Here is a 26,265-nt window from a genome sequence, read left to right on the forward strand (position 1 = left end):
GCCTCGCGCCGTTGTCGTACGCGAGCCGTACTCTGGGGCCCATGCAGACCTCGTCGGACCGGCACGAGTACCCCGCCCACTGGGAAGCCGACGTGGTGCTGCGCGACGGCGGCACCGCGCGCGTCCGCCCCATCACCGTTGATGACGCCGAGCGCCTGGTCAGCTTCTACGAGCAGGTCTCCGACGAGTCGAAGTACTACCGCTTCTTCGCGCCGTACCCTCGCCTGTCCGCCAAGGACGTCCACCGCTTCACGCACCACGACTTCGTGGACCGGGTGGGACTCGCGGCCACCATCGGCGGCGAGTTCATCGCCACCGTACGCTACGACCGGATCGGCGCCGGCGGAACACCCGCCTCCGCGCCGGCGGACGAGGCGGAGGTCGCCTTCCTCGTCCAGGACGCCCACCAGGGGCGCGGCGTGGCCTCCGCGCTGCTGGAACACATCGCCGCCGTCGCCCGCGAGCGGGGCATCCGTCGCTTCGCCGCCGAGGTGCTGCCCGCCAACACCAAGATGATCAAGGTGTTCAGGGACGCCGGGTACACCCAGCAGCGCAGCTTCGAGGACGGCGTGGTCCGCCTGGAGTTCGACCTCGAACCGACCGACCGCTCCCTCGCCGTGCAGTACGCGCGCGAGCACCGCGCGGAGGCGCGCTCCGTCCAGCGGCTGCTGCAGCCCGGCTCCGTGGCGGTCGTCGGCGCCGGCCGCACCCCGGGCGGCGTCGGGCACAGCGTGCTCGGCAACATCCGCGACGCGGGCTACACCGGCCGGCTGTACGCCGTGAACAAGGCGCTCCCCGAGGGCCAGGACGCGCTCGACGGGGTACCGGCCCGCCGCTCGGTGCGCGACATCGACGGGCCCGTCGACCTCGCCGTCGTCGCCGTGCCCGCCGAGCACGTTCCCGACGTCGTCACCGAGTGCGGTGAGCACGGCGTCCAGGGCCTGGTGGTGGTCACCGCCGGGTACGCCGACAGCGGCCCCGAGGGACGCGAACGCCAGCGCGCACTGGTCCGGCAGGCGCGTACGTACGGCATGCGGATCATCGGGCCCAACGCCTTCGGCATCATCAACACCTCCTCGGACGTGCGGCTCAACGCCTCCCTCGCCCCTCAGATGCCGCGGCCCGGCCGGATCGGCCTGTTCGCCCAGTCCGGTGCCATCGGCATCGCCCTGCTGTCCCGGCTGCACCGGCGCGGCGGCGGGGTCACCGGCGTCACGGGCGTGTCGACCTTCGTCTCCTCCGGCAACCGCGCCGACGTCTCCGGCAACGACGTCCTCCAGTACTGGTACGACGACCCGGAGACCGACGTCGCCCTGATGTACCTGGAGTCCATCGGCAACCCCCGCAAGTTCACCCGCCTGGCCCGGCGGACGGCGGCCGTCAAGCCGCTGGTCGTGGTGCAGGGGGCCCGCCACGGCGGGACGGCACCGCAGGGGCACGCCGTACGGGCGACGCGTCTCCCGCACGCGACGGTCTCCGCGCTGCTGCGGCAGGCCGGTGTGATCCGGGTCGACACGATCACCGACCTGGTCGACGCGGGCCTGCTGCTCGCCCGGCAGCCGCTGCCCGCCGGACCGAGGGTGGCGATCCTGGGGAACTCGGAGTCACTGGGCCTGCTGACGTACGACGCGTGCCTCTCCGAGGGGCTGCGGCCGCATCCTCCCCTGGACCTGACGACGGCGGCCTCGCCCGACGCGTTCCACGCCGCCCTGTCCCGGGCGCTGGCCGACGACACCTGCGACGCGGTGGTGGTCACCGCCATCCCCGCGGTGGGCGAGGGCTCCGCAGGGGACGCCGCGCTGGCGAGGGCCCTGCGGTCGGCGGCGGCCGCGGTGCCCGCCAAGCCGGTCCTCGTGGTGCACGTGGAGCTCGGCGGTCTCGCGGAGGCCCTGTCGGCGGCGGCCAGCACGGCGCCGCAGCCCCCGCCGCCCGCGGACGCACGGGCGGCGACGCCCACCGCCCCGCAGGCTGCCGCGCCCCTCGACCGGCAGACGGCCCCGTCGACCGCCGGGGACCGAGCGGCGCCCTCCGGACCCGCGCCCGCCCCCGGGGAGCCGGTGACGCCCCTGCCCGCCGAACCCCGGACGGGCGCGCCCGACGGGCCGCGGACGTTCCCGCCCGCCGCCGCGGGCGCCGGAGGCTCCGTGCAGTACCCGCCCGCCGCCCACGAGCCCGCCGAGGCACCGGAAGGGCCCCACCTCATCCCCGCCTACCCCGCCGCCGAACGCGGCGTGCGCGCCCTCGCCCAGGTGGTCGCCTACGCCCAGTGGCGGCGCGACGCCGCCGACCCCGGCAAGGTGCCGGAGTACGAGGACATCGACGAGAAGGGCGCCGCCGAGCTGATCGCCGGGAACCTCGCGCGCGGGCAGGGACTCACGCTCGACACCGAGGAGACCTGCGCGCTGCTCGGCAGGTACGGCATCCGCGTCCACCGCGCGCTGCCCGCCCCCACCCCCGACGACGCCGCGGCCGCCGCGCGGACCCTCGGCTACCCGGTGGCCCTCAAGGCCACCGCACCGCACCTGCGCCACCGCGCCGACCTGGGCGGCGTACGCCTGGACCTCGCGGACGAGGAGCAACTGCGACGGGCGTACGCGGAGTTGACCGAGCTGTTCGGGACGCCCGCGGAGCTGCGTCCGGTGGTGCAGGGCATGGCACCGCGCGGCGTCGACACCGTCGTACGGGCGGTCATCGACCCGGCGGCCGGCGCGGCGCTCTCCTTCGGTCTCGCCGGGGCGGCCACCCAGCTGCTCGGCGACATGGCGCACCGGCTGATCCCGGTCACCGACCGGGAGGCCGGCTCGCTCATCCGCTCGATCCGCACGGCACCCCTCCTCTTCGGCTGGCGCGGCTCGGCCCCCGTCGACTCCGCCGCCCTGGAAGAGCTGCTGCTCCGGGTCTCCCGGCTGGTCGACGACCACCCGGAGGTCGTCGCGGTCACCCTGGAACCGGTCGTCGTCGCCCCGCGCGGCCTGAGTGTCCTCAGCGCCTCCGTCCGCCTCGAGCCCCCGCCCGCCAGGGACGACCTGGGCCCGCGCACCCTGCCGGCGTACTGACCGCCCACGGCCCGGGAGGGGCGCCGTACGAGCGTGCCGCGCAGTCAGTGCGCCCCCGTAGGATGGAGGGCATGGCCAAGACCAGTACGACGACCCAGGGGCTGCGAGCGGCGATCGAGCGCAGCGGCTACTACCCGGCCCTCGTGGCCGAGGCGGTGGAGGCCGCCGTGGGCGGCGAGCCCGTCCGGTCGTACCTGGTCCATCAGGAGACGACGTTCGACCAGAACGAGGTGCGCCGGCACGTGACCGTGCTCGTGCTCACCGGCAACCGCTTCATCGTCAGCCACACCGACGAGCAGGCCGCCGACGACACCTCCCCGACGCCGTACGCCACGACCTCCACGGAGTCCGTCAAGCTCGGCCGGATCTCGTCCATCGTCGTCAGCCGCGTGGTCGCCAACCCGGAGCAGTACAAGCCCGGCACGCTGCCCCGCGAGATCGTGCTGACCATCGGCTGGGGTGCGGTCTCCCGCCTCGACCTGGAGCCCGCCGCCTGCGGCGACCCCAATTGCGAGGCGGACCACGGCTACACCGGCAGCTCGACGGCCGACGACCTCAGCCTGCGCGTCAGCGAGGCCGGGGACGGCCCGGAGACGGTGCGCCAGGCGCTCACCTTCGCGCAGGCCCTCTCCGAGGCGACCGCGGACTCCTCCCGCTGATGGCACAGCCCGCAGCCTGGGACACCGCCCCGGAACCGCTCCCCGTCGACTCCGCCCCCGTACCCGAGTACGGCGCCGGTTCGCTCGCCGACCTCCTGCCCACCCTGGCCGCCGGTCTCGGCGTCCCCGGCATGACCGCGAGCATCACCGAACTGACCCCGGCCGACCGGAACTGCGTGTTCCTGATCGACGGGCTCGGCTGGGAACAGCTGCGGGCCCACCCGGAGGACGCCCCCTTCATGAGCGCGCTGCTGAGCAGCTCACGCGGCGGCACCGGACGGCCGATCACCGCCGGCTACCCGGCGACCACCGCGACCTCCCTCGCCTCCGTCGGCACCGGTCTGCCCCCCGGCGCCCACGGCCTGCCCGGCTACACCGTGCGCGACCCGGCCACCGGCCAGCTGATGAACCAGCTGCGCTGGCGGCCGTGGACGGCGCCGGCCGCCTGGCAGCCGTACCCCACCGTCTTCCACCTCGCCCAGGAGGCGGGGGTGCACGCCGCGCAGGTCTCCTCACCCACCTTCGCGGACACCCCGCTGACCAAGGTCGCCCTCAGCGGAGGCGCCTTCCACGGCCGGCTGTCCGGCGAGGACCGCATGGACCTCGCCGCCGAGCAGCTGGCCGGCGCGGACCGTGCGCTCGTCTACACCTACTACGCGGAGGTCGACGGCGCCGGCCACCGCTTCGGCGTCGACTCCGACACCTGGCGCGGCCAGCTCGCGCACGTCGACCGGCTCGTCCAGCGTCTCGCCGAGCAGCTGCCGCCGCGCAGCGCCCTGTACGTCACGGCCGACCACGGCATGATCGACGTGCCCTTCGACGAGGACCACCGCATCGACTTCGACGAGGACTGGGAGCTGAAGGCGGGCGTCGCCCTCCTCGGCGGTGAGGGCCGCGCCCGCCACGTGTACGCCGTGCCCGGCGCACACAACGACGTGCTGACCTGCTGGCGTGAGGTGCTCGGCGAGCAGTTCTGGGTGGCCTCGCGGGACGAGGCCATCGATGCGGGCTGGTTCGGCCCCCGGATCGACGACCGGGTCTACCACCGCCTCGGCGACGTGATCGCCGCCGCGCGGGACGACGTCCTGCTCATCGCCTCGGAGCGGGAGCCGAAGGAGTCGGCGATGGTCGGCAACCACGGATCGATGACCCCTGCCGAACAACTCGTTCCCCTGCTCGAAGTACGCTCCTGACCTCCCGCACACCGCTGTCCCGCTGCCGAAAGGTGCTCAACCCCTCATGCCCGAGCTGGTCTTCTTCTCCGGAACCATGGACTGCGGGAAGTCGACGCTGGCTCTGCAGATCGAGCACAACCGCTCGGCACGCGGACTCGTCGGCATGATCTTCACCCGCGACGACCGTGCGGGCGAGGGCAAGCTCTCCTCCCGTCTCGGCCTGGTCACCGACGCGGTGGAGGTCGAGGACGGACAGGACCTGTACGGGTACGTCGTCGACCACCTCACGCAGGGCGGACGCGTGGACTACGTGATCGCCGACGAGGCGCAGTTCCTCGCGCCGGACCAGATAGACCAGCTCGCGCGCGTGGTCGACGACCTCGACGTCGATGTGTACGCCTTCGGCATCACCACGGACTTCCGCTCCAAGCTGTTCCCCGGCTCCCAGCGGCTGGTGGAACTCGCCGACCGCGTCGAGGTGCTCCAGGTCGAGGCCCTGTGCTGGTGCGGGGCCCGCGCCACGCACAACGCCCGCACCGTGGGCGGCATCATGGTCGTCGAGGGCGCCCAGGTGGTCGTCGGCGACGTGACCCGGTCTCCCGACGAGATCGGCTACGAGGTGCTGTGCCGGCGGCACCATCGGCGCAGGATGACCAGCGCCTCCGCGCGCGCCGGCACCCTCTCGCCGGACGTCCTGCCGGTGGCGCCGGCCTGATCCGGCCGGCCTCGGGGCGCGTCGGCGCCCCGGACCGGTCACCGGGCGCCGGGGACGGCCGGGGGCCGGAGGTCTCGTCTCACTCCGTTCCCCTGCCGGCGGGCCGGCCCTGCAGCAGCGAGAAGCGGGCGCCCTCGGGGTCCGCCACCGTCGCCACCCGGCCGTGGACGGTGTCCCGGGCGGGTTCGAGGACGTGGCCGCCCAGCTCGGCGAGGTGCCGCTGGGACTCCTCCGCGTCGGCCACCTCGAAGTACGTGATCCAGTGCGGCCCCCGGTCGCGGGGCAGTGCGTGGCCGACCCCGTGGATGCCGGCGACCGGCCGGCCGTCGAGGCAGAGGGTCACGTAGTCCCGGTCGGCGGACACCTCCGCCACCCGTTCGAAGCCGAACACGGTCTCGTAGAACTTGGCGACACTCGCCGACTCGAAGGTCAGCAGCTCGTTCCACGCCGGGGTGCCGGGGAGGCCCGTCACGGCCGTGCCGAGATGTGCCGCCGCCTGCCAGACGCCGAAGACGGCGCCCGACGGATCGGAGCCGATGGCCAGGCGGCCGGCCTCGCCCGCGTCCAGCGGACCCACCCCGATCGTGCCACCGCACAGACGGACCGTCTCGGCCGTCCGGTTGACGTCGGCCGACGCGAAGTAGGGCGTCCAGGCGACGGGGAGCTGGCGGTCCGGGGGCAGTTGGCCGATGCCCGCCACCTCACGCCCGTCGAGCAGGGCCCGCGCGTAGGGGCCCAGTTGCTGCGGTCCCGGCTGGAACTCCCAGCCGAACAGCGCTCCGTAGAAGTCGTGGGTGGCGGCCGGGCCGTGCACCATCAGGCTCACCCAGCAGGGTGTTCCGGGCGTGTGCCGGGCGTTGGTCTCGCCGTTCCGGCCGGCCGACTCCCGTGCGTCGGTCATCGTCACTCTCTTCTCGGCCCTGCGCGGGCCGTGCGTCCGCTTCCGCCTGACGGATTCCGCTTCGACGGACCTTCACGCCGAGGCCGGCACCGGATCCGGTGCCGCGCCGTCCGGGCGCGCCCGTGGGACAGCCCGGTGCTGTGCGGGTAGTACAGCATGTGCCCGAACCCATACGCCTGGTGATCGGTACTGTCCGGCGGGCAGAGTAGCCCGACATCGACGCTTCGGCCACTCGGTACGCCAGGATGGGGCCATGAACGCCATCATCTCCGCATCCGAACTCGAGCAGGAACGAGCGGGCCGGAACCCGCCCGTCCTGCTCGACGTCCGCTGGCAGTTGAGCACGGCCACGGCGGCCGGTGCCGCGCCGTTCGACGGCCGCGCCGAGTACGCGGCCGGGCATCTCCCCGGTGCCGTCTTCGTCGACCTGGACAGGGAACTCGCCTCCGCACCCGGCGGAGGGGGCCGGCATCCGCTGCCCGACGTGGCGGAGTTCGGCGCGGCGATGCGCCGGGCGGGCGTCACCGCCGGCCGGCCGGTCGTCGTGTACGACGGAGGGCAGGGGTGGGCCGCTGCCCGTGCCTGGTGGTTGCTGCGCTGGACGGGTCACCCGAACGTGCGGGTCCTCGACGGTGGGTTGCCGGCGTGGCGGGGGCCGTTGTCCACCGAGGTGCCCGCGTTCGAGGAGGGCGACTTCACTCCGCGGCCGGGCGCCGTGGGGCTGCTGGACGCGGACGGAGCGGCGGCGCTGGCCCGGTCCGGGCTGCTGCTCGACGCCCGGGCGGGGGAGCGGTACCGGGGCGAGGTGGAACCGATCGATCCGGTCGGTGGTCACATCCCGGGCGCGGTGTCGGCACCGACGATGGACAACGTGGCGGGGGACGGCCGATTCCTGCCGGCGGAGGAACTCCGGGCACGGTTCAAGACCCTCGGTGCCTCGGAGGGCGAAGAGGTCGGGGTCTACTGCGGCTCGGGCGTGTCGGCCGCCCACGAGGTGCTGGCGCTGGCGGTGGCGGGCATTCCGGCGGCGCTGTACGTGGGTTCGTGGTCGGAGTGGTCCTCGGACCCGGCACGACCGATCGCCGTGGGGCCGGACCCGCAGTAGCCCGGCGCCCGCAGTGTGGTCCGGCGCCCCTTGCTCCAAGCCCGGAGCGGTCCAGGCCCGGAGTGGTCCAAGCCCGGAGCGGTCCGGGCCCGGAGTGGTCCAAACCCGGAGTGGTCCGGGCCCGCCGGGGTCGGCCCCGCCGGGTCCGGCCCCGCTGAGGTCAGGCCGCACTGCGGGCAGGCCCGCCCGGGGTCCGGACCGCCGTAGCGGGGTTGTCCGCGGTCCCGGCCCGCGGTGACACGCAGGACGCCGGGTGCACGGACGTCGGCAGTCGCCGCAACTCCGGCCTGGGCCAGGCGGGGGGCAGGGACAGTCGTGCCTGCCCCGTGCGACCGGGGGCCGGGCCGCAGTCACCTGCGGCCCGGCCCCCGGTCACGGTCGAAGTGGACGGTCCGAGCCCGCTATTCCTGCTTCTTGCGCCGCGTCCCGAACACGATCTCGTCCCAGCTCGGTACCGCCGCCCGTCGGCCCGGGCGGACGCCGTCAGCCTCGGCCTGGCGGTCGGTGGAGCCGGTCAGGCGGTCGCGGTGGCTGGCCACCGAACGCGGCATGAGGACGTCGGCGTAGGCGGAACCGGCCGACGCCGCGGGCGCCGGAGCCTCCTCCACCTCGGATTCCTCGACGGGCTCCTCGACCGGTTCCGGGGCGCGCTCGGGCACCACCAGGTCGCCCCGGAAGCTCGGAACGGCCTCGAGCAGGCTGGTCAGCGAGTCGCGTTCGGCCGACGCCGTGGCCGCGGTCTCCTCGGCCGGCTCGGTCGGCGGCGGGGGCAGACTCGGCCGCTCCCGCTGCTCCCGGTCGAGGGAACGGTCCAGCGGCCGGTCGCGCGGCAGCCGGGCGATGCGCGGGACGAACGGGAAGCTGGGCTCGGGCGCGGCGAGGTCGTCGGACTCGCCGATCAGCGCACGCGCCTCCGAGTCGACGGCCTGGACGAGCCGCCGGGGCGGGTCGTACGTCCAGCTCGCCGAGTGCGGTTCGCCGGCGACCAGGTAGACCAACAGGACTTCCCAGGTGCCGTCGTCGCGGCGCCAGGAGTCCCACTGGACGGTGTCCTTGTCGGCGCCGCGCAGCAGCAGCCGTTCCTGCACGGCCTCGCCGAGGGGTGGTCCGGAGTTCTCGCCGGGGCGGCGGACGGGGGTCTTGCGGGCCCGCTCCGCCATGAAGGCGCGCTCGGCCAGCACGGGACCCTCGAAGCGCCGTACGCGGTCGACGGGGATGCCGGCCATCTGGGCGACCTCTTCCGCGGTCGCGCCGGCTCGTATACGCGCCTGGATGTCGCGGGGGCGGAGATGGCTCTCCACCTCGATCTCGATCTGGCCGAGGCGGGGACGGTCGCCGCGCACGGCGGCCCGGAGCCGCTCGTCGATCGGAAGCGTGTACTCCGTGCTGTCCGCAGCCTTCAGCACCAGCCGTGTGCCGTCATTCGAGACGGCCACGACACGCAGTTCGGGCATGGGGACCTCCCGGGTGGTGCCTGCCGACGTCACGTGCGTCGCTGCTTCCGCTCTGTCGAGTGTGGCCTGCCCGGGTGCAGCCTGCCACAACCTTGCCGAGTTGCCCGGCGTGTCGGGCCTGGGCCCTGGATCGCCGTTATGGCACGGTTACCTGTTCGCAACGCTAAGTGACCAACTCAGTCACCCAGAGCAACTAGCCCCCTCCCGGCGGTCCTTCAAGGGTCCTGCACCCCCGGTCGGGCGGCCTGACCCAGGGCTCGCAACAGTACTCCATTCGGGCCATGTGCGTGGATGGGCACGCCGTCCGACTTCCGGCAAGAGGTCGCGCTCGGCCGCTCCCGGCGGGATTTCCGTGATCTTGACGTGGCGTACTTCACGCAATCGCCAGAAACGGAACTAATGGTTTCGACCGCACGTCCCTTTCTCGTGCAGTTGATCGATCGCGTACGGGAAAGGCAGGCAAGGTCCGGGAATGCGTGAAAAGCCCGACGATGCAGGCGACACGGACGCGCGTGCGGAGGTGAGGTCCAAGCGGATCGACCTGAGCGTGCCCCAGGTGGCGGGCAGCGCCCTGGCGGCGGTGGTGGCCGCCAAACTGGCCTCCTCCTTCGGCGTGTACGGCACGATTCTGGGAGCCGGCCTCATCAGTGTCGTCGCCACCTGTGGGGGTTCGGTCCTCCAGCACTTCTTCAGTCGCACCGGAGAGCAGCTCCGGGAGAAGCGCCCCGTCGGCGTGGCGCGGACCGCCGGCCGGACGGGCACCGGTCCGTCGGCGTCCACGGCCGCGGGCCCGGGGGAGTTCACCGCGGGCACCGTCTACCGCGCGCGGGCCACCGGCTGGAAGCGCCCCGTGGCCGCGGCGGCCCTCGTCTTCGCCGTCTCCATGGCCGGAATCACCACCTACGAACTCGCCTCCGGCCAGAATCTCGGCGGCGGCCACAGCACCACCGTCGGCAACGCCCTGTCCGGTCACAACAAGTCTGCCGGGGATTCGGGAGGTTCGGGGGATTCGGGCGGTTCCGGGGGCTCGGGGGACACGCGGGACGACCAGGACTCCGACGGATCGGACGGGCCCGGGGGCTCCGGCTCCGGGGACGACGCTCCGGCCGCCACTCCGTCCGGGTCCCCGAGCGAAACCGGTGCCAGTACGTCGCCGGACGGCACCTCGGGGGACGACGGCGGTACGGACGCCGGCCCGACGCCCACCCCGGACGCCACCGGGGGCGAGGACTCCGGCACGTCCACGGGCCCCGACCCCGACCCGTCGGCTACGACCCCAGAACCCGGCGCAAGTAGTCGTTCCGGAACAGCCGGTCCGGGTCAAGACGGTCCCGCAGCGCCGTGAACTCACCGAAGCGCGGATACACCCGGGAGCAGTACTCGGCGTCCCGGGTGTGCAACTTGCCCCAGTGCGGCCGTCCCCCGTGCGCCGTGAAGATCCGCTCGGCGGCCGTGAAGTACGCCTGATAGGGCGTGCCCCGGAACATGTGGACGGCGATGTACGCGCTGTCGCGGCCGGAGGCGGTGGAGAGCGTGATGTCGTCGGCCGGGGCCGTGCGCACCTCGACCGGGAAGCTGATCCGGAGCCGTGAACGGTCGACCATCGTCCTCAGCTCGCGCAGCGTCTCGACCACGGCCTCACGCGGAACGGCGTACTCCATCTCCACGAACCGCACCCGCCGCGGGGAGGTGAACACCTTGTACGGAGTGTCCGTGTACGTCCGCGCGGAGAGCGCCTTGCTGGAGATCCGCGCGATCGCGGGAACGCCGACGGGTGCCGCGCGGCCGACCCAGTTGGCGGCCTGGAAGACCCCGTTGGACAGGAACTCGTCCTCGAACCAGCCCCGGAGGCGCCCCACCGGCTGGGCGGGGCCGGCGCTGCGGTTGTTGCGCTTGGTGTTGGTGCTGCCGGTGTGCGGGAACCAGTAGAACTCGAAGTGCTCGTTCTCCGCCCACAGTTCGTCGAAGTCGGCGAGGACCCGCTCGAAGGGCATCGGCTCCTCGCGGGCCGTGAGCAGGAAGATCGGCTCCACTGCGAAGGTGATCGCGGTGACGACGCCCAGCGCGCCCAGGCCGATCCGGGCGGCGGCGAACACCTCGCTGTTCTCCCGCTCGGAACAGGTCAGCACCGAGCCGTCGGCCGTGACCATCTCGAGGCCCCGGATCTGGGCGGCGATCGAGGCCGACTCGCGGCCCGTGCCGTGGGTGCCGGTGCTGGTGGCGCCGGAGACGGTCTGCTCCATGATGTCGCCCATGTTCGTGAGCGACAGGCCCTCACGCGCGAGGGCCAGGTTGAGCCGCTTGAGCGGAGTGCCCGCCTCCACCGTGACCGTCATGGCGGCCCGGTCGATGTCCCGGATACCGGTCAGCAGGTCCGGACGTATCAGGACGCCGTCCGTCGCGGCTATCGACGTGAAGGAGTGACCGCTGCCGACGGCCTTGACCCGCAGTCCGTCCTCGGCGGCCCTGCGGACGGCCTCGGCCAGTTCGGCGACGGAGGCGGGAGCGACCTCCCGCGCGGGGCGCGCCAGGACGTTGCCGCCCCAGTTACGCCATGTGCCGTTCTTCCCGTTCCTCTTCCCGCTCGCCGTGCGTGTGCTGCTCAACGGTCCCTCCCCGACGTGGAGCCGGCCGCTTGAGCCGGCGGTACCCGAGGAAACCGACCGCGACCGCGACGGCCCCGGCGACCGCCGGAACCCCGTACCCGGCGCGCGCACCCGAGGCGTCGATCACCCAGCCGCCCCCGGAGGAGCCGAGCGCGACCCCGACCGCGAGGCCGGTGCTCACCCAGGTCATGCCCTCGGTGAGCTGCGTGCGTGGTACGTGCTGGTCGATGAGGGACATGGTCGTGATCATCGTGGGAGCGATGGACAGACCCGCAACGAACAGCGCCACGGCCAGAGACAGCAGGTTTCCGACCAGTAGGAGGGGGATCATACTCACGGCCATCGCGCAGACGCCCAGCAGCCAGCGACGCTCGGGCGGTCCGGCGAAGCGCAGCAGCCCGAAGACCATGGCCGCCGTGCACGACCCCGCCGCGTACAGGGCGAGGACGAGACTGGCGGCGGCCTTGTGGCCCTCCTCCTCGGCGAAGGCCACGGTGACCACGTCGACGGCCCCGAAGATCGTCCCCGTGGCCACGAAGGTGGCGACCAGAACCTGGAGCCCGCGGGAGCGCAGCGCGGAGCCGCCGCCCTTCTCCTCACGCGGGTGCGGCTCCGGCTCGGTGGCGCGCTGCGAGGTCAGCCAGAACACGCCCGTCGCGAGGAAGCAGGCGGCCAGCAGCGGCCCGGCCTCCGGGAACCAGGCCGTGGACAGGCCGATGGAGATGATCGGCCCGAAGATGAAGCAGATCTCGTCCACCACGGATTCGAAGGAGTACGCGGTGTGCAGTTGCGGGGTGCCCCGGTACAGGGCCGCCCAGCGGGCCCGGACCATGGCGCCGAGGCTCGGTACGCAGCCGATGCCGACGCAGGACACGAACAGCACCCAGTCCGGCCAGCCGTAGTGCGCGGCCGGCAGCAGCACGGCCGCGGCGGCGAGCGACACCAGGGTCGCCGGGCGCAGCACCCGTCGCTGGCCGTACCGGTCGACCAGGCGGGAGACCTGCGGTCCGGCCACGGCGGCGGCGAGCGCGATGGTGGCCGACAGGGCGCCGGCCAGTCCGTACCGCCCGGTGAGCTGGGAGATCATCGTCACCACGCCGATGCCCATCATCGACAGCGGCATCCGGCCGAGGAAGCCCGCGGTCGAGAAGGCCTTGGTGCCGGGGGCGGCGAACAGGGCGCGGTAGGGGCTGGGCAACGGGATCTCCGGAAGCGGCGCGGTGGAGTGCTCGGTAAGGTCCGAACGCAGTCGATACAGATTACTCGCCGAGCCGTCGGGAAACACCCCCGCGGAAGGGGCGGGACGCACCGTCGGCACCCACCGTTTCACCGCTGTCAGTGCCGGGTGGCAGGATCGAGACATGCCAGACGTGCTCGATGCCAGCCCTTACGACGCCCTGCTCCTGCTCTCGTTCGGCGGCCCGGAGGGCCCGGACGACGTGGTCCCGTTCCTGGAGAACGTGACGCGTGGGCGCGGCATCCCCAAGGAACGCCTCAAGGAAGTCGGCCAGCACTACTTCCTCTTCGGCGGGGTCAGCCCCATCAACGACCAGAACCGGGCCCTGCTGGACGCCCTCCGCAAGGACTTCGCCGAGCACGGCCTGGCCCTGCCGGTCTACTGGGGCAACCGCAACTGGGCGCCGTACCTCACGGACACCCTGCGCGAGATGGTCCGCGACGGCCGCCGCCGCATCCTCGTCCTCGCCACCAGCGCCTACGCCTCGTACTCGGGCTGCCGGCAGTACCGCGAGAACCTCGCGGACGCGCTCGCCGCGCTGGAGGCGGAGGGCCTGGAGCTGCCGAAGATCGACAAGCTGCGGCACTACTTCAACCACCCGGGCTTCGTGGAGCCGATGGTCGACGGGGTCCTCCGCTCCCTCGCCGAGCTGCCCGAGGAGGTGCGGGACGGCGCCCACATCGCCTTCTCGACCCACTCGATCCCCACCGCGGCGGCGGACACGTCGGGACCGGTCGAGGAGCACGGCGACGGCGGCGCGTACGTGCGCCAGCACCTGGACGTCGCGCAGACGATCGCCGACGCCGTCCGCGAGCGCACCGGTGTCGACCACCCCTGGCAGCTCGTCTACCAGTCGCGCTCGGGTGCCCCGCACATCCCGTGGCTGGAGCCCGACATCTGCGACCACCTCGAGGAGCGCCACGCGGCCGGTGCCCCCGCCGTGGTGATGGCCCCCATCGGCTTCGTCTCCGATCACATGGAGGTCCTGTACGACCTCGACACCGAGGCCACGGCCAAGGCGGAGGAGCTGGGGCTGCCGGTGCGCCGGTCGGCGACCGTGGGCGCCGATCCGCGGTTCGCCGCCGCGGTCCGCGACCTGGTCCTGGAGCGGGCCGCCGGCGAGCGCGGGCAGGACGTCGCTCCGTGCGCGCTCGGCGCGCTCCGCGCGAGCCACGACCTCTGTCCGGTCGGGTGCTGCCCCGCCCGAGCCCCCCGCCCCGCCGCCGCGGGTGCCGACAGCCCCTACGCGTGAGGAGCCCCGTGACCGACGTGACGACCGACCCGTTCCACGCCGAGCTGCTGGAGATCGCCCAGGAGGCGGCTCACCGCGCGGGCGAGCTGCTGCGCGACGGCCGCCCCGCCGACCTGGCGGTCGCCGCCACCAAGTCCAGCCCCATCGACGTGGTCACCGAGATGGACATCGCGGCGGAGAAGCTGATCACCGGCCTGCTCGCGGACCGGCGCCCGGACGACGGCTTCCTGGGCGAGGAGGGCTCCGTCACGGACGGCACGAGTGGCGTCCGCTGGGTGATCGACCCGCTCGACGGCACGGTCAACTACCTGTACGGGCTGCCCACCTGGGCGGTCTCGGTCGCCGCCGAGCAGGACGGCGAGCGGGTGGCCGGCGTGGTCGTGGCGCCGATGCGCGGCGAGTCGTACCACGCGGTGCTGGGCGGCGGGGCCTGGGCGACGGGCGCCTGGGACGGTGCACGCAGGCTTGCCTGCCGTGCCCCGGCGCCGCTGGACCAGGCACTGGTCTCCACGGGCTTCAACTACGTCGCCGACGTCCGCGCCGAGCAGGCCGAGATCGCGCGGCGGCTGATCCCGCTGGTCCGCGACATCCGGCGCGGTGGCTCCGCCGCGATCGACCTGTGCGACGTGGCCGCCGGCCGCCTCGACGGCTACTACGAGCGCGGTCTGCACCCCTGGGACCTCGCGGCGGGGGACCTCATCGCCCGGGAGGCGGGCGCGGTGACCGGTGGACGCCCCGGGGAGCGCCCGTCCGGGGACCTGACGATCGCGGCCACCCCGGAGGTCTTCGAGCCCCTCCAGCGGCTCCTGACGGAGTTCGGCGCGTAGGCCTGCCGGCCGGGCTGACGCCGACGGGCCCGCACCGCGACCCGTCGCGCGCCGGGCCCACCGCCCCGCCGCCGACCCCTCGTGCGGTACCGGCGTCCGTCGGAGCGGATCGGCGCACGGACAGCAGGCCGCCTGGGGGGCTTTCCGCGTGCTGGGCCGATCCCCTTGGGGAACGGCGGACCGGCCCTCCGGTCTCGGCGGCGGCACCTTGCCCGCGGCCCCGTCGGAGCGCCGTCCGGCGGCCGCGGACCGTCGGCGTGGTGCCGGCGGCTGCGGTCCGTCCGTGCGGTGCCATCGTCGTCGATCCTCCGCGGCGTGCCCGCGGGAGCCGTCCGTGCGGTGTTCGCGGCCCGTGGTCCGTCCGTGCGGTGCCTGTCGTCGTTGATCGTGCGCGCGGTGCTCGCGGCCGTGGACCGGTCCGGGGTGTACCCGTCGTCGTCGACCCTCCGCCCGGTGCCCGCGGCTGTCGGGTGGTGGTCCGTCGGCCCGGGGCCGTCCGAAGGTTCGGTCCGGGGCACGGCACAGCGCGCCCCCGGGCAGTGACGGACGGCGTCCCCTCTCCGCCGAACCCCGGCCGGTGGGACCGCTCACCGCCGGAGGCGACCCGCACGACAGGGCCCCGGCGCTGGATCCCGCCGGGGCCCTGTCGCTCACGGGCCGGTCAGACGCCGGTCGCGCTGACCTCCACACCGTGCTCGGCCGCGAGACGGCGCAGGTCGTCGAGCTCTCCCAGCTCCACGTCGACGAGGAACTCGTCCCCCTCGTCGCGGGCCCGGGACAGGTCGGACTCGGTCGTCTGTATGCGCTGCAGAAGTCCTGCGGTGAAAGCGTCCATGCTGCGCCCCCTCGTCCTGGGTCGTGGGTCGGTGGCACGGGGGTGTGCCGTTGGGAAGGGGCGATCACGTCTCCGGTGGAGTGCCCAGCGCTGCCCCGCTGGGCGGCGACGGTGCCGGACACCCACGCCCGCTCTGCGGAAGCGGACCGCGGCGTACCGTGCGGTGACGCGGTACAGGCAGAGCGTGATCGCGGGGTGTAAAGCCGTCCTCCCCCCGCTCCCATCCGCGGAAACCTCAACCCCCCGACGAAATCTCGCATTCCCGGTCCCGCGAAACGGTTCCACACCGGCCCCTCACCCGTCTTACAGCCGACTTATGGCCGAAAAGGGCAGGATGGAGGCAACACACCCACCAGCCCCCTGCCCTCGTGCGCCCGACAAGCGCTACGCGGGTGGACAGAGGAAGGACAAGCGACGTGCGCGTACTCGTCGTCGAGGACGAGCAACTGCTCGCCGATGCGGTGGCCACCGGACTGCGCCGGGAGGCCATGGCCGTCGACGTCGTGTACGACGGTGCGGCCGCCCTGGAGCGCATCGGCGTCAACGACTACGACGTGGTCGTCCTCGACCGCGACCTCCCGCTCGTGCACGGCGACGACGTCTGCCGCAAGATCGTCGAGCTGGGCATGCCCACCCGGGTACTGATGCTCACGGCCTCCGGCGACGTCAGCGACCGGGTCGAGGGCCTGGAGATCGGCGCCGACGACTACCTCCCGAAGCCGTTCGCGTTCAGCGAGCTCATCGCGCGCGTGCGCGCCCTGGGCCGGCGGACCAGCGTGCCCCTGCCGCCCGTCCTGGAGCGGGCCGGGATCAAGCTCGACCCGAACCGACGCGAGGTCTTCCGCGACGGCAAGGAGGTCCAGCTGGCGCCCAAGGAGTTCGCCGTGCTGGAGGTGCTCATGCGCAGCGAGGGCGCGGTCGTCTCGGCGGAGCAGTTGCTCGAGAAGGCCTGGGACGAGAACACCGACCCGTTCACCAACGTCGTCCGCGTGACCGTCATGACCCTGCGCCGCAAGCTGGGCGAGCCGCCGGTCATCGTCACCGTCCCCGGCTCCGGCTACCGGATCTGATCGACCGTGGCGACGACACCCGCGCCCCCCGGGGCGCCCCCGAAGCCCACCTGGGCCCCGCGGTCGGCCACCCCGCTGCCCTGGCTGCGTCCGACCATCCGCATAAGGCTCACGCTGCTGTACGGCGGCATGTTCCTGATCGCCGGCATCCTGCTGCTGTCGATCATCTACCTGCTCGCCGCCCAGGCGGTGCGTACCGGCAACCAGCCCCTGTACAAGATCGTCGACTTCGAGGGCCTCCGCGTCGCCAGCAACGACTGCCCGGGGGTCACCAACGGCAACCTCTCGCTGTCGGAGTTCAACGCGGCGATCAGCGAGTGCATCGACCACGAGCGCCAGGCGGCCCTGGACCGGCTGCTCAGCCGCTCACTGCTGGCCCTGCTCGGACTCGCCGTGATCGCCTTCGCCTTCGGCTACGCCATGGCCGGACGCGTCCTGTCGCCGCTGGGCCGGATCACCCGCACCGCCCGCGCGGTGGCGGGCTCGGACCTCTCGCGCCGGATCGAGCTGGACGGCCCGGACGACGAGCTGAAGGAGCTGGCGGACACCTTCGACGACATGCTGGAGCGGCTGCAGCGGGCCTTCACCGCCCAGCAGCGCTTCGTCGGCAACGCCTCCCACGAGTTGCGCACGCCCCTGGCGATCAACCGCACGCTCCTGGAAGTGCACTTGTCCGACCCGAACGCCCCGGTGGAGCTCCAACAGCTCGGCAAGACGCTACTGGCCACCAACGAACGCAGCGAGCAGCTCGTCGAGGGCCTGCTGCTCCTGGCCCGCAGCGACAACCAGATCGTCGAGCGCAAGCCGGTGGACCTCGCCGAGGTGGCCGGTCAGGCCATCGACCAGGTGCACGCCGAGGCGGGCACCAAGGGCGTGGAGGTCCGCGGCGCGCGTGAGCCGGCGGTGGTCCAGGGCAACGGCGTCCTGCTGGAGCGGATCGCGCTGAACCTGGTGCAGAACGCGGTGCGCTACAACGTGCCCGAACAAGGCTGGGTCGAGGTCACGACCGCGGTGGAGAACGGCCAGGCGGTCCTGGTGGTCACCAACACGGGCCCGGTCGTGCCGGCGTACGAGATCGACAACCTCTTCGAGCCGTTCCGGCGGCTGCGCACCGAGCGCACGGGCAGCGACAAGGGCGTGGGCCTCGGCCTGTCCATCGCGCGGTCCGTGGCACGGGCGCACGGCGGGCACATCTACGCGCAACCGCGCGAGGGCGGGGGGCTCGTCATGCGCGTCACACTGCCCGTCTGAGATCATGACCCCGACATCCCACCGAACTCCGAAGATGTTCGCTTTGAGCAGAATTTCCAGGCCACCGGCCCGGAAAGCACCTGTGTGATCGATCACAGCGGAGGCATTCCCGCCCTCCACTCTCCGTGATCATGCACCCTGTCGGAAAGCCGGGAAAATCCCGGTTTTCGGGGGTCCTGATCACGGGAAGTACACGGTGGGGCGCCTTTGAAGTGCGGTATTAGGACCGTGTACGGTCCCCATCGCCATCCAAGCCGATCACTCATGAGGGGTCCGGTTGGGTGTCGATTGAGTAACAGACCTTGATGTGAGGCAAAATCTCCGCCTCAGGTCGGGCACAAGTCCGGCCTCTCACGCGTTACGTGCGCTGAAGACACCGCAGACACCCAGAGGGGGAGAGCGACCATGGCAACCGATTACGACACTCCACGCAAGACCGACGACGACGTCGACTCGGACAGCCTCGAAGAGCTGAAGGCCAGGCGGAACGACAAGTCCGCCTCGGCCGTCGACGTCGACGAGTTCGAGGCCGCGGAAGGCCTCGAACTTCCCGGCGCCGACCTCTCGAACGAGGAACTGGCGGTCCGTGTACTGCCGAAGCAGCAGGACGAGTTCACCTGCATGAGCTGCTTCCTGGTGCACCACCGCAGCCAGCTGGCCCGGGAGAAGAACGGCCAGCCCATCTGCCGCGACTGCGACTGAGGCGGGGTCGGCCGTGACTGGCTCGACCCCTCCCTGGAAGCGCCGCTTCTCCAGGCGGGAAGCGGACCAAGGACCGGTGGACGGTCCGTACAGCGCGCGTGACGACGAGCGGGGCCCGACCGGCAGCGGGACGGCCTCGCTCGAATCCGTGGCCGGCCGGGCTGACCTCCCGGCGACCACGGAGACGCCGGCACCCGCTGCCCGGCGTCGGGCGGCGGCGTTCCGGCACAAGGCCGGAGAGGGCGTCCGAAACGGCGGCCAGCGCGCAAGGGCCGCCCTGGCGCACCTCGCCGACCGGATCATCGACCTGGCCCCGCGCGTGCCCGTGCGGGACCTGGCGACACTCCGCAAGCACTTCCCGGGCCTCGGCCCCGAGGAGCTCGCCGACCGGCTGGTGGCCGGCGCGGCCAAGGGCACGGCGACCGTGGGAGCGGGGATCGGCGCCGCGGCGATGATGCCCGTACCGCCCGCGATGCCCGCCGAGCTGGCCGCCGAGATCACCGGCGTCGCGGCGATCGAACTCAAGCTGATCGCCGAACTCCACGAGGTCTACGGGGTACGCCCGCCCGGCGGCCTCGCGCAGCGGAGCACCGCGTACCTCAACTCCTGGTCGGACGAGCGCGGCGTCGACGTGTCGAAGCCGGCGAGCCTCGGTTCGGCCATGAACAGCCATATGAAGCGCCAGCTGCGTCAGCAGATCATGAAGCGGATGGTGCGCGACCTGCCGAACCTGATGCCGTTCATGGTGGGCGCGGCCGTGGGAGCCGTCATGAACCGCCGCGACACCAGAAAGCTGGCCGCCAGAATCCGGGCGGACCTGCGCAAGAAGCAGGTTCCGTGGAGCGCCCTCGACGACCTCCCGGCTCTGGACGGACCGCAGGACGCGCTGGACATGGGCGCCCTGGCGAGAGAACTGGGCCCCGGGGGCCCCGGCCACCGCCCCGGCGGGGGCAGCGGGCACTGACCCCGTGCGCGGGCGCTACGCCGCGGCCCTGGCCGCCGCCAGCGCCTCCACCAGCCGCTCCGGCTCGCGGGTCGACAGGTACAGGTACGGAGTCGGGTCCTGCGGGTCCGTGACCATCACGCGCACGGCCCTCGGGATGTACGCGCGCAGCAGCAGGAAGGCGCGGGTGTCGGCCTTGTGCGTCCGCCAGGCGCGGGCCTCCTCCGGGTCGAGGATCTCCGCCTCGCCCAGCGCCGAGACCGGCACCTTCGCCTCGCCCGCGATGAGCGAGTCGCCCACGACGCGGATGCGGACCGCACCGTAGGAGCTGGCCGCCACCGCCGCCACGGCCGTCCCGCCGGCCAGGCCGCCCAGCATCGGCAGCGTGCCGAAGGGCAGCAGGATCAGGGCGAAGGAGAGCCCCACCAGGAAGGAGACCAGCCACCAGGAGCGGGGCGCGGTGAGGCGTTCTTCGTACGGGGCGGGGGAGGGCTGCATGAACCAAGCTTGGCACGGTATCGGTGATCGGCCGACGCGCGGGTAAGGTCTGCGCCTGTGAGTGGTACTTCCCCGGGTCTTCAGCCCCCCGCCGACGCCGTGAAACCCGAACGGCACCCCGACGCGCCCGCCCCCGGCGAGCTGCTCGGCGCGCACTACGGCCAGTGCTTCGGCTGCGGCGGCGACCAGCCCCACGGACTGCACCTCCAGGCGCGGGCCGGAGAAGGCGTGTCGATCACCGCCGAGTTCACCGTGCAGCCCGCCCACCAGGGCGCCCCCGGCCTGGCGCACGGCGGTGTGCTGGCCACCGCCCTGGACGAGACCCTCGGCTCGCTGAACTGGCTGCTGCGCACCATCGCGGTGACCGGGCGGCTGGAGACCGACTTCCGGCGGCCGGTCCCCGTCGACACGACGCTGTACCTGGAGGCCGAGGTGACCGCCGTGGCCGGCCGGAAGATCTACTCCACCGCCACCGGACGGATCGGCGGCCCCGACGGGCCCGTGGCCGTGCGCGCCGACGCGCTCTTCGTCGAGGTCAAGGTCGATCACTTCGTGAGCCACGGCCGCGAGGAGGAGATCCGCGCCGCCATGGACGACCCCGACCAGCTCCGTCGAGCCCGCGCCTTCGAGGTGAACCCGTGAGCCGGGGGCCCAGGCCGGAACTCGACGTCCTGATCCGCCGCGTCGACCCCGACGTACCGCTTCCGACGTACGCGCAGCCCGGCGACGCGGGGGCGGATCTGCGCACCACCGAGGACTGCGAACTCGCGCCCGGTGAACGGGCCGTACTGCCGACGGGCGTGTCTGTGGCGCTCCCCGAGGGGTACGCGGCCTTCGTGCACCCACGTTCCGGTCTGGCCGCCCGCTGCGGTGTCGCCCTCGTGAATGCCCCGGGGACGATTGATGCCGGGTACCGTGGGGAGATCAAGGTGATCGTGGTGAATCTCGACCCGCGCGAGACGGTGCGGTTCGAGCGCTTCGACCGGATTGCCCAACTGGTCGTCCAGCCAGTCGAGAGGGTCCGCTTCCGCCAGGTCGCGGAGCTTCCCGACTCGGCGCGGGCCGAGGGGGGCTTCGGGTCCACCGGCGGCCACGCCGGGTTGGACCGTGCAAGCGGCACAAGCGGTCAGGTCGCCGACGGCGGCCCGACGGGTGGGAATCGATACGCTTCGGTCGTATCCGACCGGGAAGGACAGTGACGTGTTCGGACGTCGCAAGAAGAGGGATGCCGCCGAGGGCGCGGCCGGCGAGGCCGAGCAGGTCGTCGACAGCGTCGACACCGAGGCGGACGAAGAGCGCGAGCGCGTGCGGCTCGAGCCCGAACCGCGGCCCGACGGGCCCTGGGACAGCACCGAGGTCCGCGACCCGGCCGAGGGCCGCGTGGACCTGGGCGGTCTGTTCGTCCCCGGAGTCGACGGCATGGAGTTGCGGGTGGAGGTCGCGGGCGACGCGATCGTCGCCGCGACCGTCGTGCTGCGCGACAGCGCCATCCAGCTCCAGGGCTTCGCCGCACCCAAGCGCGAGGGCATCTGGGGCGAGGTGCGCGAGGAGATCGGCTCCGGCATCACGGCGCAGGGCGGCATCATCGACGAGGTCGAAGGCCCGCTGGGCTGGGAGCTGCGGGCCCAGGTGCCGGTGCAGCTGCCGGACGGCACGGGCGGTTTCCAGGTCGTGCGGTTCGTCGGTGTGGACGGCCCCCGCTGGTTCCTGCGCGGAGTGATCTCGGGCCAGGGCGCCGTGCAGCCGCAGGCCGCCGGCCTGCTGGAGCAGATCTTCCGGGACACCGTCGTGGTCCGCGGCGACGGCCCGATGGCCCCCCGCGACCCCATCGTCCTCAAGCTGCCGAACGACGCGCAGATGGTCCCCGAGGGCGTCCAGCAGGAGGAGGGCTCCCGCTTCTCCGGCGGAATGGGCCAGCTCCAGCGCGGACCGGAGATCACCGAGGTCCGCTAGGCAAGGACGCCGTACGGATTCCGTACGCGCGCGGCACACGCGCGCGCAGGAGGGCCGCGCCCCGCACGGGGCGCGGCCCTCCTGCCGTAGGCGCGGCCCTCCGCCGTATGAAGACCCTCCGGCCCGTGCGGTGCCGCGGGGTGAGCCGGTCGCCCTGAAGGGCGGTCCGGAGCCGGGAAGGCCACGCTGCGGTCGTGACCCCGGAGGCGTCAGGGTTGCGTCAAGGACGACCGGCCTCAGCATCCCGCCCCGATATGTCGCTCTTGCGGGTCGTAGGGTCGACGCTGCGCACTGGGCGCCGAGCGGAAGACAATGAGGCCATGGGACGCGGCAAGCTTCGGATCTACCTCGGCGCGGCGCCGGGCGTCGGCAAGACCTACGCCATGCTGTCGGAGGCCCACCGCCGCCTGGAGCGGGGCACCGACTGCGTCGTGGCCTTCGTGGAGCACCACGGCAGGTCGCGCACCGAGGTCCTGCTGCACGGCCTGGAGCAGGTGCCGCGCCGGGAGCTGACGCACCGCGGCGCGGTCTTCACCGAGCTGGACCTGGACGCGGTGCTGGCCAGGGCCCCCCGCGTGGCGCTGGTGGACGAACTCGCCCACAGCAACGTCCCCGGTGCCCGCAACACCAAGCGCTGGCAGGACGTGGAGGAACTGCTGGCCGCCGGGATCGACGTGATCTCGACCGTCAACATCCAGCACCTGGAGTCACTCGGTGACGTGGTGGAGTCGATCACGGGGGTGCGGCAGCAGGAGACCGTGCCGGACGAAGTGGTGCGACGGGCCGACCAGATAGAGCTGGTCGACATGTCGCCCCAGGCGCTGCGCCGGCGCATGGCCCACGGCAACATCTACCAGCCGGACAAGGTCGACGCGGCCCTGTCCAACTACTTCCGCCCCGGCAACCTCACCGCCCTGCGGGAGCTCGCGCTGCTCTGGGTCGCCGACCGCGTCGACGAGTACCTCCAGCAGTACCGCAGCGAGCACCGCGTCTCGAAGATATGGGGCTCGCGCGAGCGCATCGTCGTCGGCCTGACCGGCGGGCCCGAGGGCCGCACCCTGATACGGCGGGCCGCGCGCCTCGCCGAGAAGGGCGCCGGCGGCGAGGTGCTGGCCGTGTACGTGGCCCGCAGCGACGGGCTGACCTCGGCCTCCCCGAAGGAACTCGCGGTCCAGCGCACCCTGGTCGAGGACCTCGGCGGCACCTTCCACCACGTGCTGGGCGAGGACGTGCCGGCCGCCCTCCTCGACTTCGCGCGCGGCGTCAACGCCACCCAGATCGTCCTCGGCTCCTCGCGCCGCAAGGCCTGGCAGTACGTCCTGGGGCCCGGCGTCGGCGCCACGGTCGCCCGCGAGTCCGGACCCGACCTCGACGTCCACATCGTGACCCACGAGGAGGTCGCCAAGGGCCGCGGACTGCCGGTGGCCCACGGAGCGCGGCTCGGCCGGTCCCGGATCGTCTGGGGCTGGTTCGCGGGCCTCGGCGGGCCGGTGCTGCTGACGCTGCTGCTGAACTCCGTCCACCTCGGGCTCGCCAACGACGTGCTGCTCTACCTGGCGCTCACCGTGGCGGCGGCCCTGCTCGGCGGGCTGTACCCGGCGCTCGCCTCGGCCGCCGTCGGATCGCTGCTGCTGAACTGGTTCTTCACGCCCCCGGTCGACCGGATCACCATCGCCGATCCCCGGAACATGCTGGCGCTGGCCATATTCGTGGGCGTCGCGCTCTCCGTGGCCTCCGTCGTCGACGTCGCGGCCCGCCGCACCCACCAGGCGGCCCGGCTGCGCGCCGAGTCCGAGATCCTCTCCTTCCTCGCCGGCGACGTGCTGCGCGGCGAGACCAGCGTGGAGACGCTGCTGGAGCGGGTCCGCGAGACCTTCGGCATGGAGTCGGCGGCCCTGCTGGAACGGGAGGACGACGTGGCGCCCTGGACCTGCGCGGGCCGGGCCGGGGCGGGCCCCGCGGTACGACGACCCGAGGACGCGGACGTGGACATGCCGGTCGGGGACCACATGGCCCTCGCGCTGACCGGCCGGGTCCTGCCCGCCGAGGACCGGCGGGTGCTGGCCGCCTTCGCCGCCCAGGCCGCCGTCGTGCTGGACCGGCGGCGCCTGCGCGAGGAGGCCGACCGGTCCCGCGCCCTCGCCGAGGGCAACCGCATCCGCACGGCGCTGCTGGCCGCCGTCAGCCACGACCTCCGTACCCCGCTCGCCGGCATCAAGGCGGCGGTCACCAGCCTCAGGTCCGACGACGTCGCCTGGTCCGAGGAGGACCAGGGGGAGCTGCTGGAGGGCATCGAGGAGGGCGCCGACCGCCTCGACAACCTCGTGGGCAACCTGCTCGACATGTCCCGCCTGCAGACCGGCACGGTCACGCCGCTGATCCGGGAGATCGACGTCGACGAGGTGGTGCCGATGGCGCTCGGCGGGGTGCCCGAGGGGAGCGCCGAGCTGGACATCCCCGAGACCCTGCCGATGGTCGCCGTGGACGCCGGGCTGCTGGAGCGGTCGATGGCCAACCTGGTGGAGAACGCCGTCAAGTACAGCCCCGCCGGCCGCACCGTCCTGGTCGCCGCCAGCGCCCTCGCCGACCGGGTCGAGGTACGGGTCGTCGACCGGGGGCCGGGCGTGCCGGACGAGGCCAAGGACCGCATCTTCGAGCCCTTCCAGCGGTACGGCGACGCACCGCGCGGCGCCGGGGTCGGTCTCGGCCTCGCGGTGGCCAGGGGCTTCGCCGAGGCGATGGGCGGCACCCTCAACGCCGAGGACACCCCCGGCGGCGGGCTCACCATGGTGCTCACCCTCCGCGCGGCGGGCTCCTCCCGCACCGCGACAGCGCTCTCCGAGGCAACGCGGTCCACGACCGCGGAAAGGCAGGCCGCCCGATGACCAGGGTGCTCGTGATCGACGACGAACCGCAGATCGTGCGTGCCCTCGTGATCAACCTCAAGGCCCGGCACTACGAGGTCGACGCCGCCCACGACGGCGCCACCGCCCTCCGGCTCGCCGCCGCCCGCCAGCCCGACGTGGTGGTGCTGGACCTCGGCCTGCCCGACATGGACGGCGTCGAGGTGATCAGGGGCCTGCGCGGCTGGACCCGGGTGCCCATCCTGGTGCTGTCCGCCCGGCACGCCTCCGACGAGAAGGTCGAGGCGCTGGACGCGGGTGCCGACGACTACGTCACCAAGCCCTTCGGCATGGACGAACTGCTGGCCCGGCTGCGGGCCGCCGTCCGCCGGGCCGAGCCCGTCCCGGGCGACGCGGGCGACGTGGTCGTGGACACCGAGGAGTTCACCGTTGATCTGGCCGCCAAGAAGGTGCACCGGGCCGGGAAGGACGTACGGCTCACCCCCACCGAGTGGCACCTCCTGGAGGTGCTGGTGCGCAACTCCGGGCGCCTGGTCAGCCAGAAGCAGCTCCTCCAGGAGGTGTGGGGGCCGTCGTACGGGACCGAGACGAACTACCTGCGCGTCTACATGGCGCAGCTGCGCCGGAAGCTGGAAGCGGACCCGGCGCATCCGCGGCACTTCATCACCGAGCCGGGCATGGGGTACCGCTTCGAGAAGTGAGCCTCGCGATACCGGCCCGGAGAGGGTGTCTGCCTGTCGGCGACCCCCGGTACGCTCTAGATATGAGTGCTGCTCCGCGTTCCGACAAGCCGGTGGGCCGGTTCCGGCGCATGTTCGACCGGCTCTCCTCGTCCCAGGAGGACCTGGAGTCCGAGGAACTGCGCGAGGACGCAGACACCGCCGGCTGCACCCGTATCTGCGACTGCCAGGACCGGCAGATCGTCTCGGTTACTGGTACCTTGCGCACGGTCACCCTGCGTCCCCGTGCGGGCGTCCCCGCCCTGGAGGCCGAGCTGTTCGACGGTTCCGCCGCCCTGGACGTGGTGTGGCTGGGCAGACGCTCCATCGTGGGCATAGAGCCGGGGCGCAAGCTCATCGCATCGGGCCGGATCTCGATGAGCCGGGGCCGCCGGGTGCTCTTCAACCCGAAGTACGAACTGAGACCCCTCGGACGGGAGTAG

Annotated in this window: 24 protein-coding genes; 18 read left to right on the plus strand and 6 right to left on the minus strand. The window is 73.0% G+C overall.

The annotated features are described in order from the left end of the window. Window positions 1-41 precede the first annotated feature (41 nt). The 4 genes from ACGF5T_RS31060 to ACGF5T_RS31075 all read left to right on the plus strand — a co-directional run bounded on the left by ACGF5T_RS31060 (window position 42) and on the right by ACGF5T_RS31075 (window position 5,605). Window positions 42-3,056, plus strand: a complete 3,015-nt coding sequence (locus tag ACGF5T_RS31060; RefSeq protein WP_366768077.1) for a GNAT family N-acetyltransferase — start codon at window positions 42-44, stop codon at window positions 3,054-3,056. 62 nt (window positions 3,057-3,118) lie between these two features. After that, the gene (locus ACGF5T_RS31065; protein ID WP_356612785.1) at window positions 3,119-3,715 is read left to right on the plus strand and encodes a DUF5998 family protein; all 597 of its coding nucleotides are present in this window, start codon (window positions 3,119-3,121) and stop codon (window positions 3,713-3,715) included. After that, the gene (locus tag ACGF5T_RS31070) at window positions 3,715-4,908 is read left to right on the plus strand and encodes a nucleotide pyrophosphatase/phosphodiesterase family protein (RefSeq protein WP_356612777.1); all 1,194 of its coding nucleotides are present in this window, start codon (window positions 3,715-3,717) and stop codon (window positions 4,906-4,908) included. Before ACGF5T_RS31065 ends, ACGF5T_RS31070 begins: the two co-directional genes overlap by 1 nt. 46 nt (window positions 4,909-4,954) lie before the next feature. Further along, window positions 4,955-5,605 carry a thymidine kinase gene (locus ACGF5T_RS31075; RefSeq protein WP_366768078.1) on the plus strand — a complete coding sequence of 217 codons (651 nt, stop codon included), beginning with the start codon at window positions 4,955-4,957 and terminating at the stop codon, window positions 5,603-5,605. Between the two features lie 79 nt (window positions 5,606-5,684). Here the strand turns inward: ACGF5T_RS31075 and ACGF5T_RS31080 are convergent, their stop codons facing one another. Further along, on the minus strand, window positions 5,685-6,506 hold the full coding sequence (locus tag ACGF5T_RS31080; RefSeq protein WP_356612774.1) for a VOC family protein: 822 nt from the start codon (window positions 6,504-6,506) through the stop codon (window positions 5,685-5,687). A 253-nt stretch (window positions 6,507-6,759) separates the two neighbouring features. Here ACGF5T_RS31080 and ACGF5T_RS31085 point away from each other — a divergent pair, with 253 nt between their 5' ends. Further along, a complete protein-coding gene (locus tag ACGF5T_RS31085; RefSeq protein WP_366768079.1) occupies window positions 6,760-7,611 on the plus strand; it encodes a sulfurtransferase in 852 nt (283 codons plus the stop codon). 401 nt (window positions 7,612-8,012) lie between these two features. Here ACGF5T_RS31085 and sepH read toward each other — a convergent pair whose 3' ends face one another. Continuing rightward, a complete protein-coding gene (gene sepH / locus ACGF5T_RS31090; RefSeq protein ID WP_356612770.1) occupies window positions 8,013-9,065 on the minus strand; it encodes a septation protein SepH in 1,053 nt (350 codons plus the stop codon). A gap of 472 nt (window positions 9,066-9,537) precedes the next feature. On the opposite strand from sepH, the gene ACGF5T_RS31095 reads away from it, so the two are divergent. Further along, complete coding sequence (locus tag ACGF5T_RS31095) at window positions 9,538-10,410, plus strand: hypothetical protein (RefSeq protein ID WP_366768080.1); 873 nt, start codon at window positions 9,538-9,540, stop codon at window positions 10,408-10,410. On the opposite strand, the gene ACGF5T_RS31100 is transcribed toward ACGF5T_RS31095, so the two are convergent. Together ACGF5T_RS31100 and ACGF5T_RS31105 are read right to left on the minus strand one after the other, a co-directional pair. After that, entirely contained in the window at window positions 10,334-11,671 is a 1,338-nt protein-coding gene (locus ACGF5T_RS31100; RefSeq protein WP_366768081.1) for a D-arabinono-1,4-lactone oxidase, read from the minus strand. The two genes, ACGF5T_RS31095 and ACGF5T_RS31100, sit on opposite strands and share 77 nt — an antisense overlap. Continuing rightward, window positions 11,613-12,869: an MFS transporter gene (locus ACGF5T_RS31105; RefSeq protein WP_356612766.1), complete on the minus strand. Its 1,257-nt coding sequence runs from the start codon at window positions 12,867-12,869 to the stop codon at window positions 11,613-11,615. Before ACGF5T_RS31105 ends, ACGF5T_RS31100 begins: the two co-directional genes overlap by 59 nt. A 163-nt stretch (window positions 12,870-13,032) precedes the next feature. Here ACGF5T_RS31105 and ACGF5T_RS31110 point away from each other — a divergent pair, with 163 nt between their 5' ends. Together ACGF5T_RS31110 and ACGF5T_RS31115 are read left to right on the plus strand one after the other, a co-directional pair. Then, window positions 13,033-14,160, plus strand: coding sequence for a ferrochelatase (locus tag ACGF5T_RS31110; RefSeq protein ID WP_356612764.1), 1,128 nt, complete (start codon window positions 13,033-13,035; stop codon window positions 14,158-14,160). An 8-nt stretch (window positions 14,161-14,168) separates the two neighbouring features. Then, a complete protein-coding gene (locus tag ACGF5T_RS31115; protein ID WP_356612762.1) occupies window positions 14,169-14,987 on the plus strand; it encodes an inositol monophosphatase family protein in 819 nt (272 codons plus the stop codon). Between the two features lie 661 nt (window positions 14,988-15,648). Here ACGF5T_RS31115 and ACGF5T_RS31120 read toward each other — a convergent pair. Next, window positions 15,649-15,822: a hypothetical protein gene (locus ACGF5T_RS31120; RefSeq protein WP_167355239.1), complete on the minus strand. Its 174-nt coding sequence runs from the start codon at window positions 15,820-15,822 to the stop codon at window positions 15,649-15,651. Window positions 15,823-16,238: 416 nt separating this feature from the next. On the opposite strand from ACGF5T_RS31120, the gene ACGF5T_RS31125 reads away from it, so the two are divergent. The 4 genes from ACGF5T_RS31125 to ACGF5T_RS31140 all read left to right on the plus strand — a co-directional run bounded on the left by ACGF5T_RS31125 (window position 16,239) and on the right by ACGF5T_RS31140 (window position 19,809). Next, entirely contained in the window at window positions 16,239-16,892 is a 654-nt protein-coding gene (locus ACGF5T_RS31125) for a response regulator transcription factor (protein WP_003993508.1), read from the plus strand. A 6-nt stretch (window positions 16,893-16,898) separates the two neighbouring features. Further along, window positions 16,899-18,143 carry a HAMP domain-containing sensor histidine kinase gene (locus tag ACGF5T_RS31130; protein ID WP_356612760.1) on the plus strand — a complete coding sequence of 415 codons (1,245 nt, stop codon included), beginning with the start codon at window positions 16,899-16,901 and terminating at the stop codon, window positions 18,141-18,143. 405 nt (window positions 18,144-18,548) lie between these two features. After that, the gene (locus tag ACGF5T_RS31135) at window positions 18,549-18,845 is read left to right on the plus strand and encodes a DUF4193 domain-containing protein (protein WP_003993510.1); all 297 of its coding nucleotides are present in this window, start codon (window positions 18,549-18,551) and stop codon (window positions 18,843-18,845) included. Between the two features lie 13 nt (window positions 18,846-18,858). After that, a complete protein-coding gene (locus ACGF5T_RS31140) occupies window positions 18,859-19,809 on the plus strand; it encodes a hypothetical protein (protein ID WP_356612758.1) in 951 nt (316 codons plus the stop codon). Window positions 19,810-19,824: 15 nt separating this feature from the next. Here the strand turns inward: ACGF5T_RS31140 and ACGF5T_RS31145 are convergent, their stop codons facing one another. Next, window positions 19,825-20,286: a DUF3093 domain-containing protein gene (locus ACGF5T_RS31145; protein WP_356612756.1), complete on the minus strand. Its 462-nt coding sequence runs from the start codon at window positions 20,284-20,286 to the stop codon at window positions 19,825-19,827. Between the two features lie 57 nt (window positions 20,287-20,343). On the opposite strand from ACGF5T_RS31145, the gene ACGF5T_RS31150 reads away from it, so the two are divergent. The 6 genes from ACGF5T_RS31150 (at window position 20,344) to ACGF5T_RS31175 (ending at window position 26,265) form a co-directional block, all read left to right on the plus strand. After that, a complete protein-coding gene (locus tag ACGF5T_RS31150) occupies window positions 20,344-20,928 on the plus strand; it encodes a PaaI family thioesterase (RefSeq protein WP_356612755.1) in 585 nt (194 codons plus the stop codon). Beyond that, window positions 20,925-21,485 (plus strand): dUTP diphosphatase, encoded by a 561-nt coding sequence (dut, locus tag ACGF5T_RS31155; protein WP_356612753.1) that lies wholly within the window; start codon window positions 20,925-20,927, stop codon window positions 21,483-21,485. Before ACGF5T_RS31150 ends, dut begins: the two co-directional genes overlap by 4 nt. A 1-nt stretch (window position 21,486) precedes the next feature. Then, window positions 21,487-22,239, plus strand: a complete 753-nt coding sequence (locus tag ACGF5T_RS31160) for a DUF3710 domain-containing protein (RefSeq protein ID WP_356612752.1) — start codon at window positions 21,487-21,489, stop codon at window positions 22,237-22,239. Window positions 22,240-22,559: 320 nt separating this feature from the next. Continuing rightward, on the plus strand, window positions 22,560-25,124 hold the full coding sequence (locus ACGF5T_RS31165; RefSeq protein WP_366768082.1) for a sensor histidine kinase KdpD: 2,565 nt from the start codon (window positions 22,560-22,562) through the stop codon (window positions 25,122-25,124). Further along, complete coding sequence (locus ACGF5T_RS31170) at window positions 25,121-25,804, plus strand: response regulator (RefSeq protein WP_356612748.1); 684 nt, start codon at window positions 25,121-25,123, stop codon at window positions 25,802-25,804. Before ACGF5T_RS31165 ends, ACGF5T_RS31170 begins: the two co-directional genes overlap by 4 nt. A gap of 62 nt (window positions 25,805-25,866) precedes the next feature. After that, entirely contained in the window at window positions 25,867-26,265 is a 399-nt protein-coding gene (locus ACGF5T_RS31175; protein ID WP_073731801.1) for an OB-fold nucleic acid binding domain-containing protein, read from the plus strand.

Source organism: Streptomyces sp. NPDC047853, assembly GCF_043204535.1.
In the GTDB taxonomy this organism is placed as follows: Bacteria; Actinomycetota; Actinomycetes; order Streptomycetales; family Streptomycetaceae; genus Streptomyces.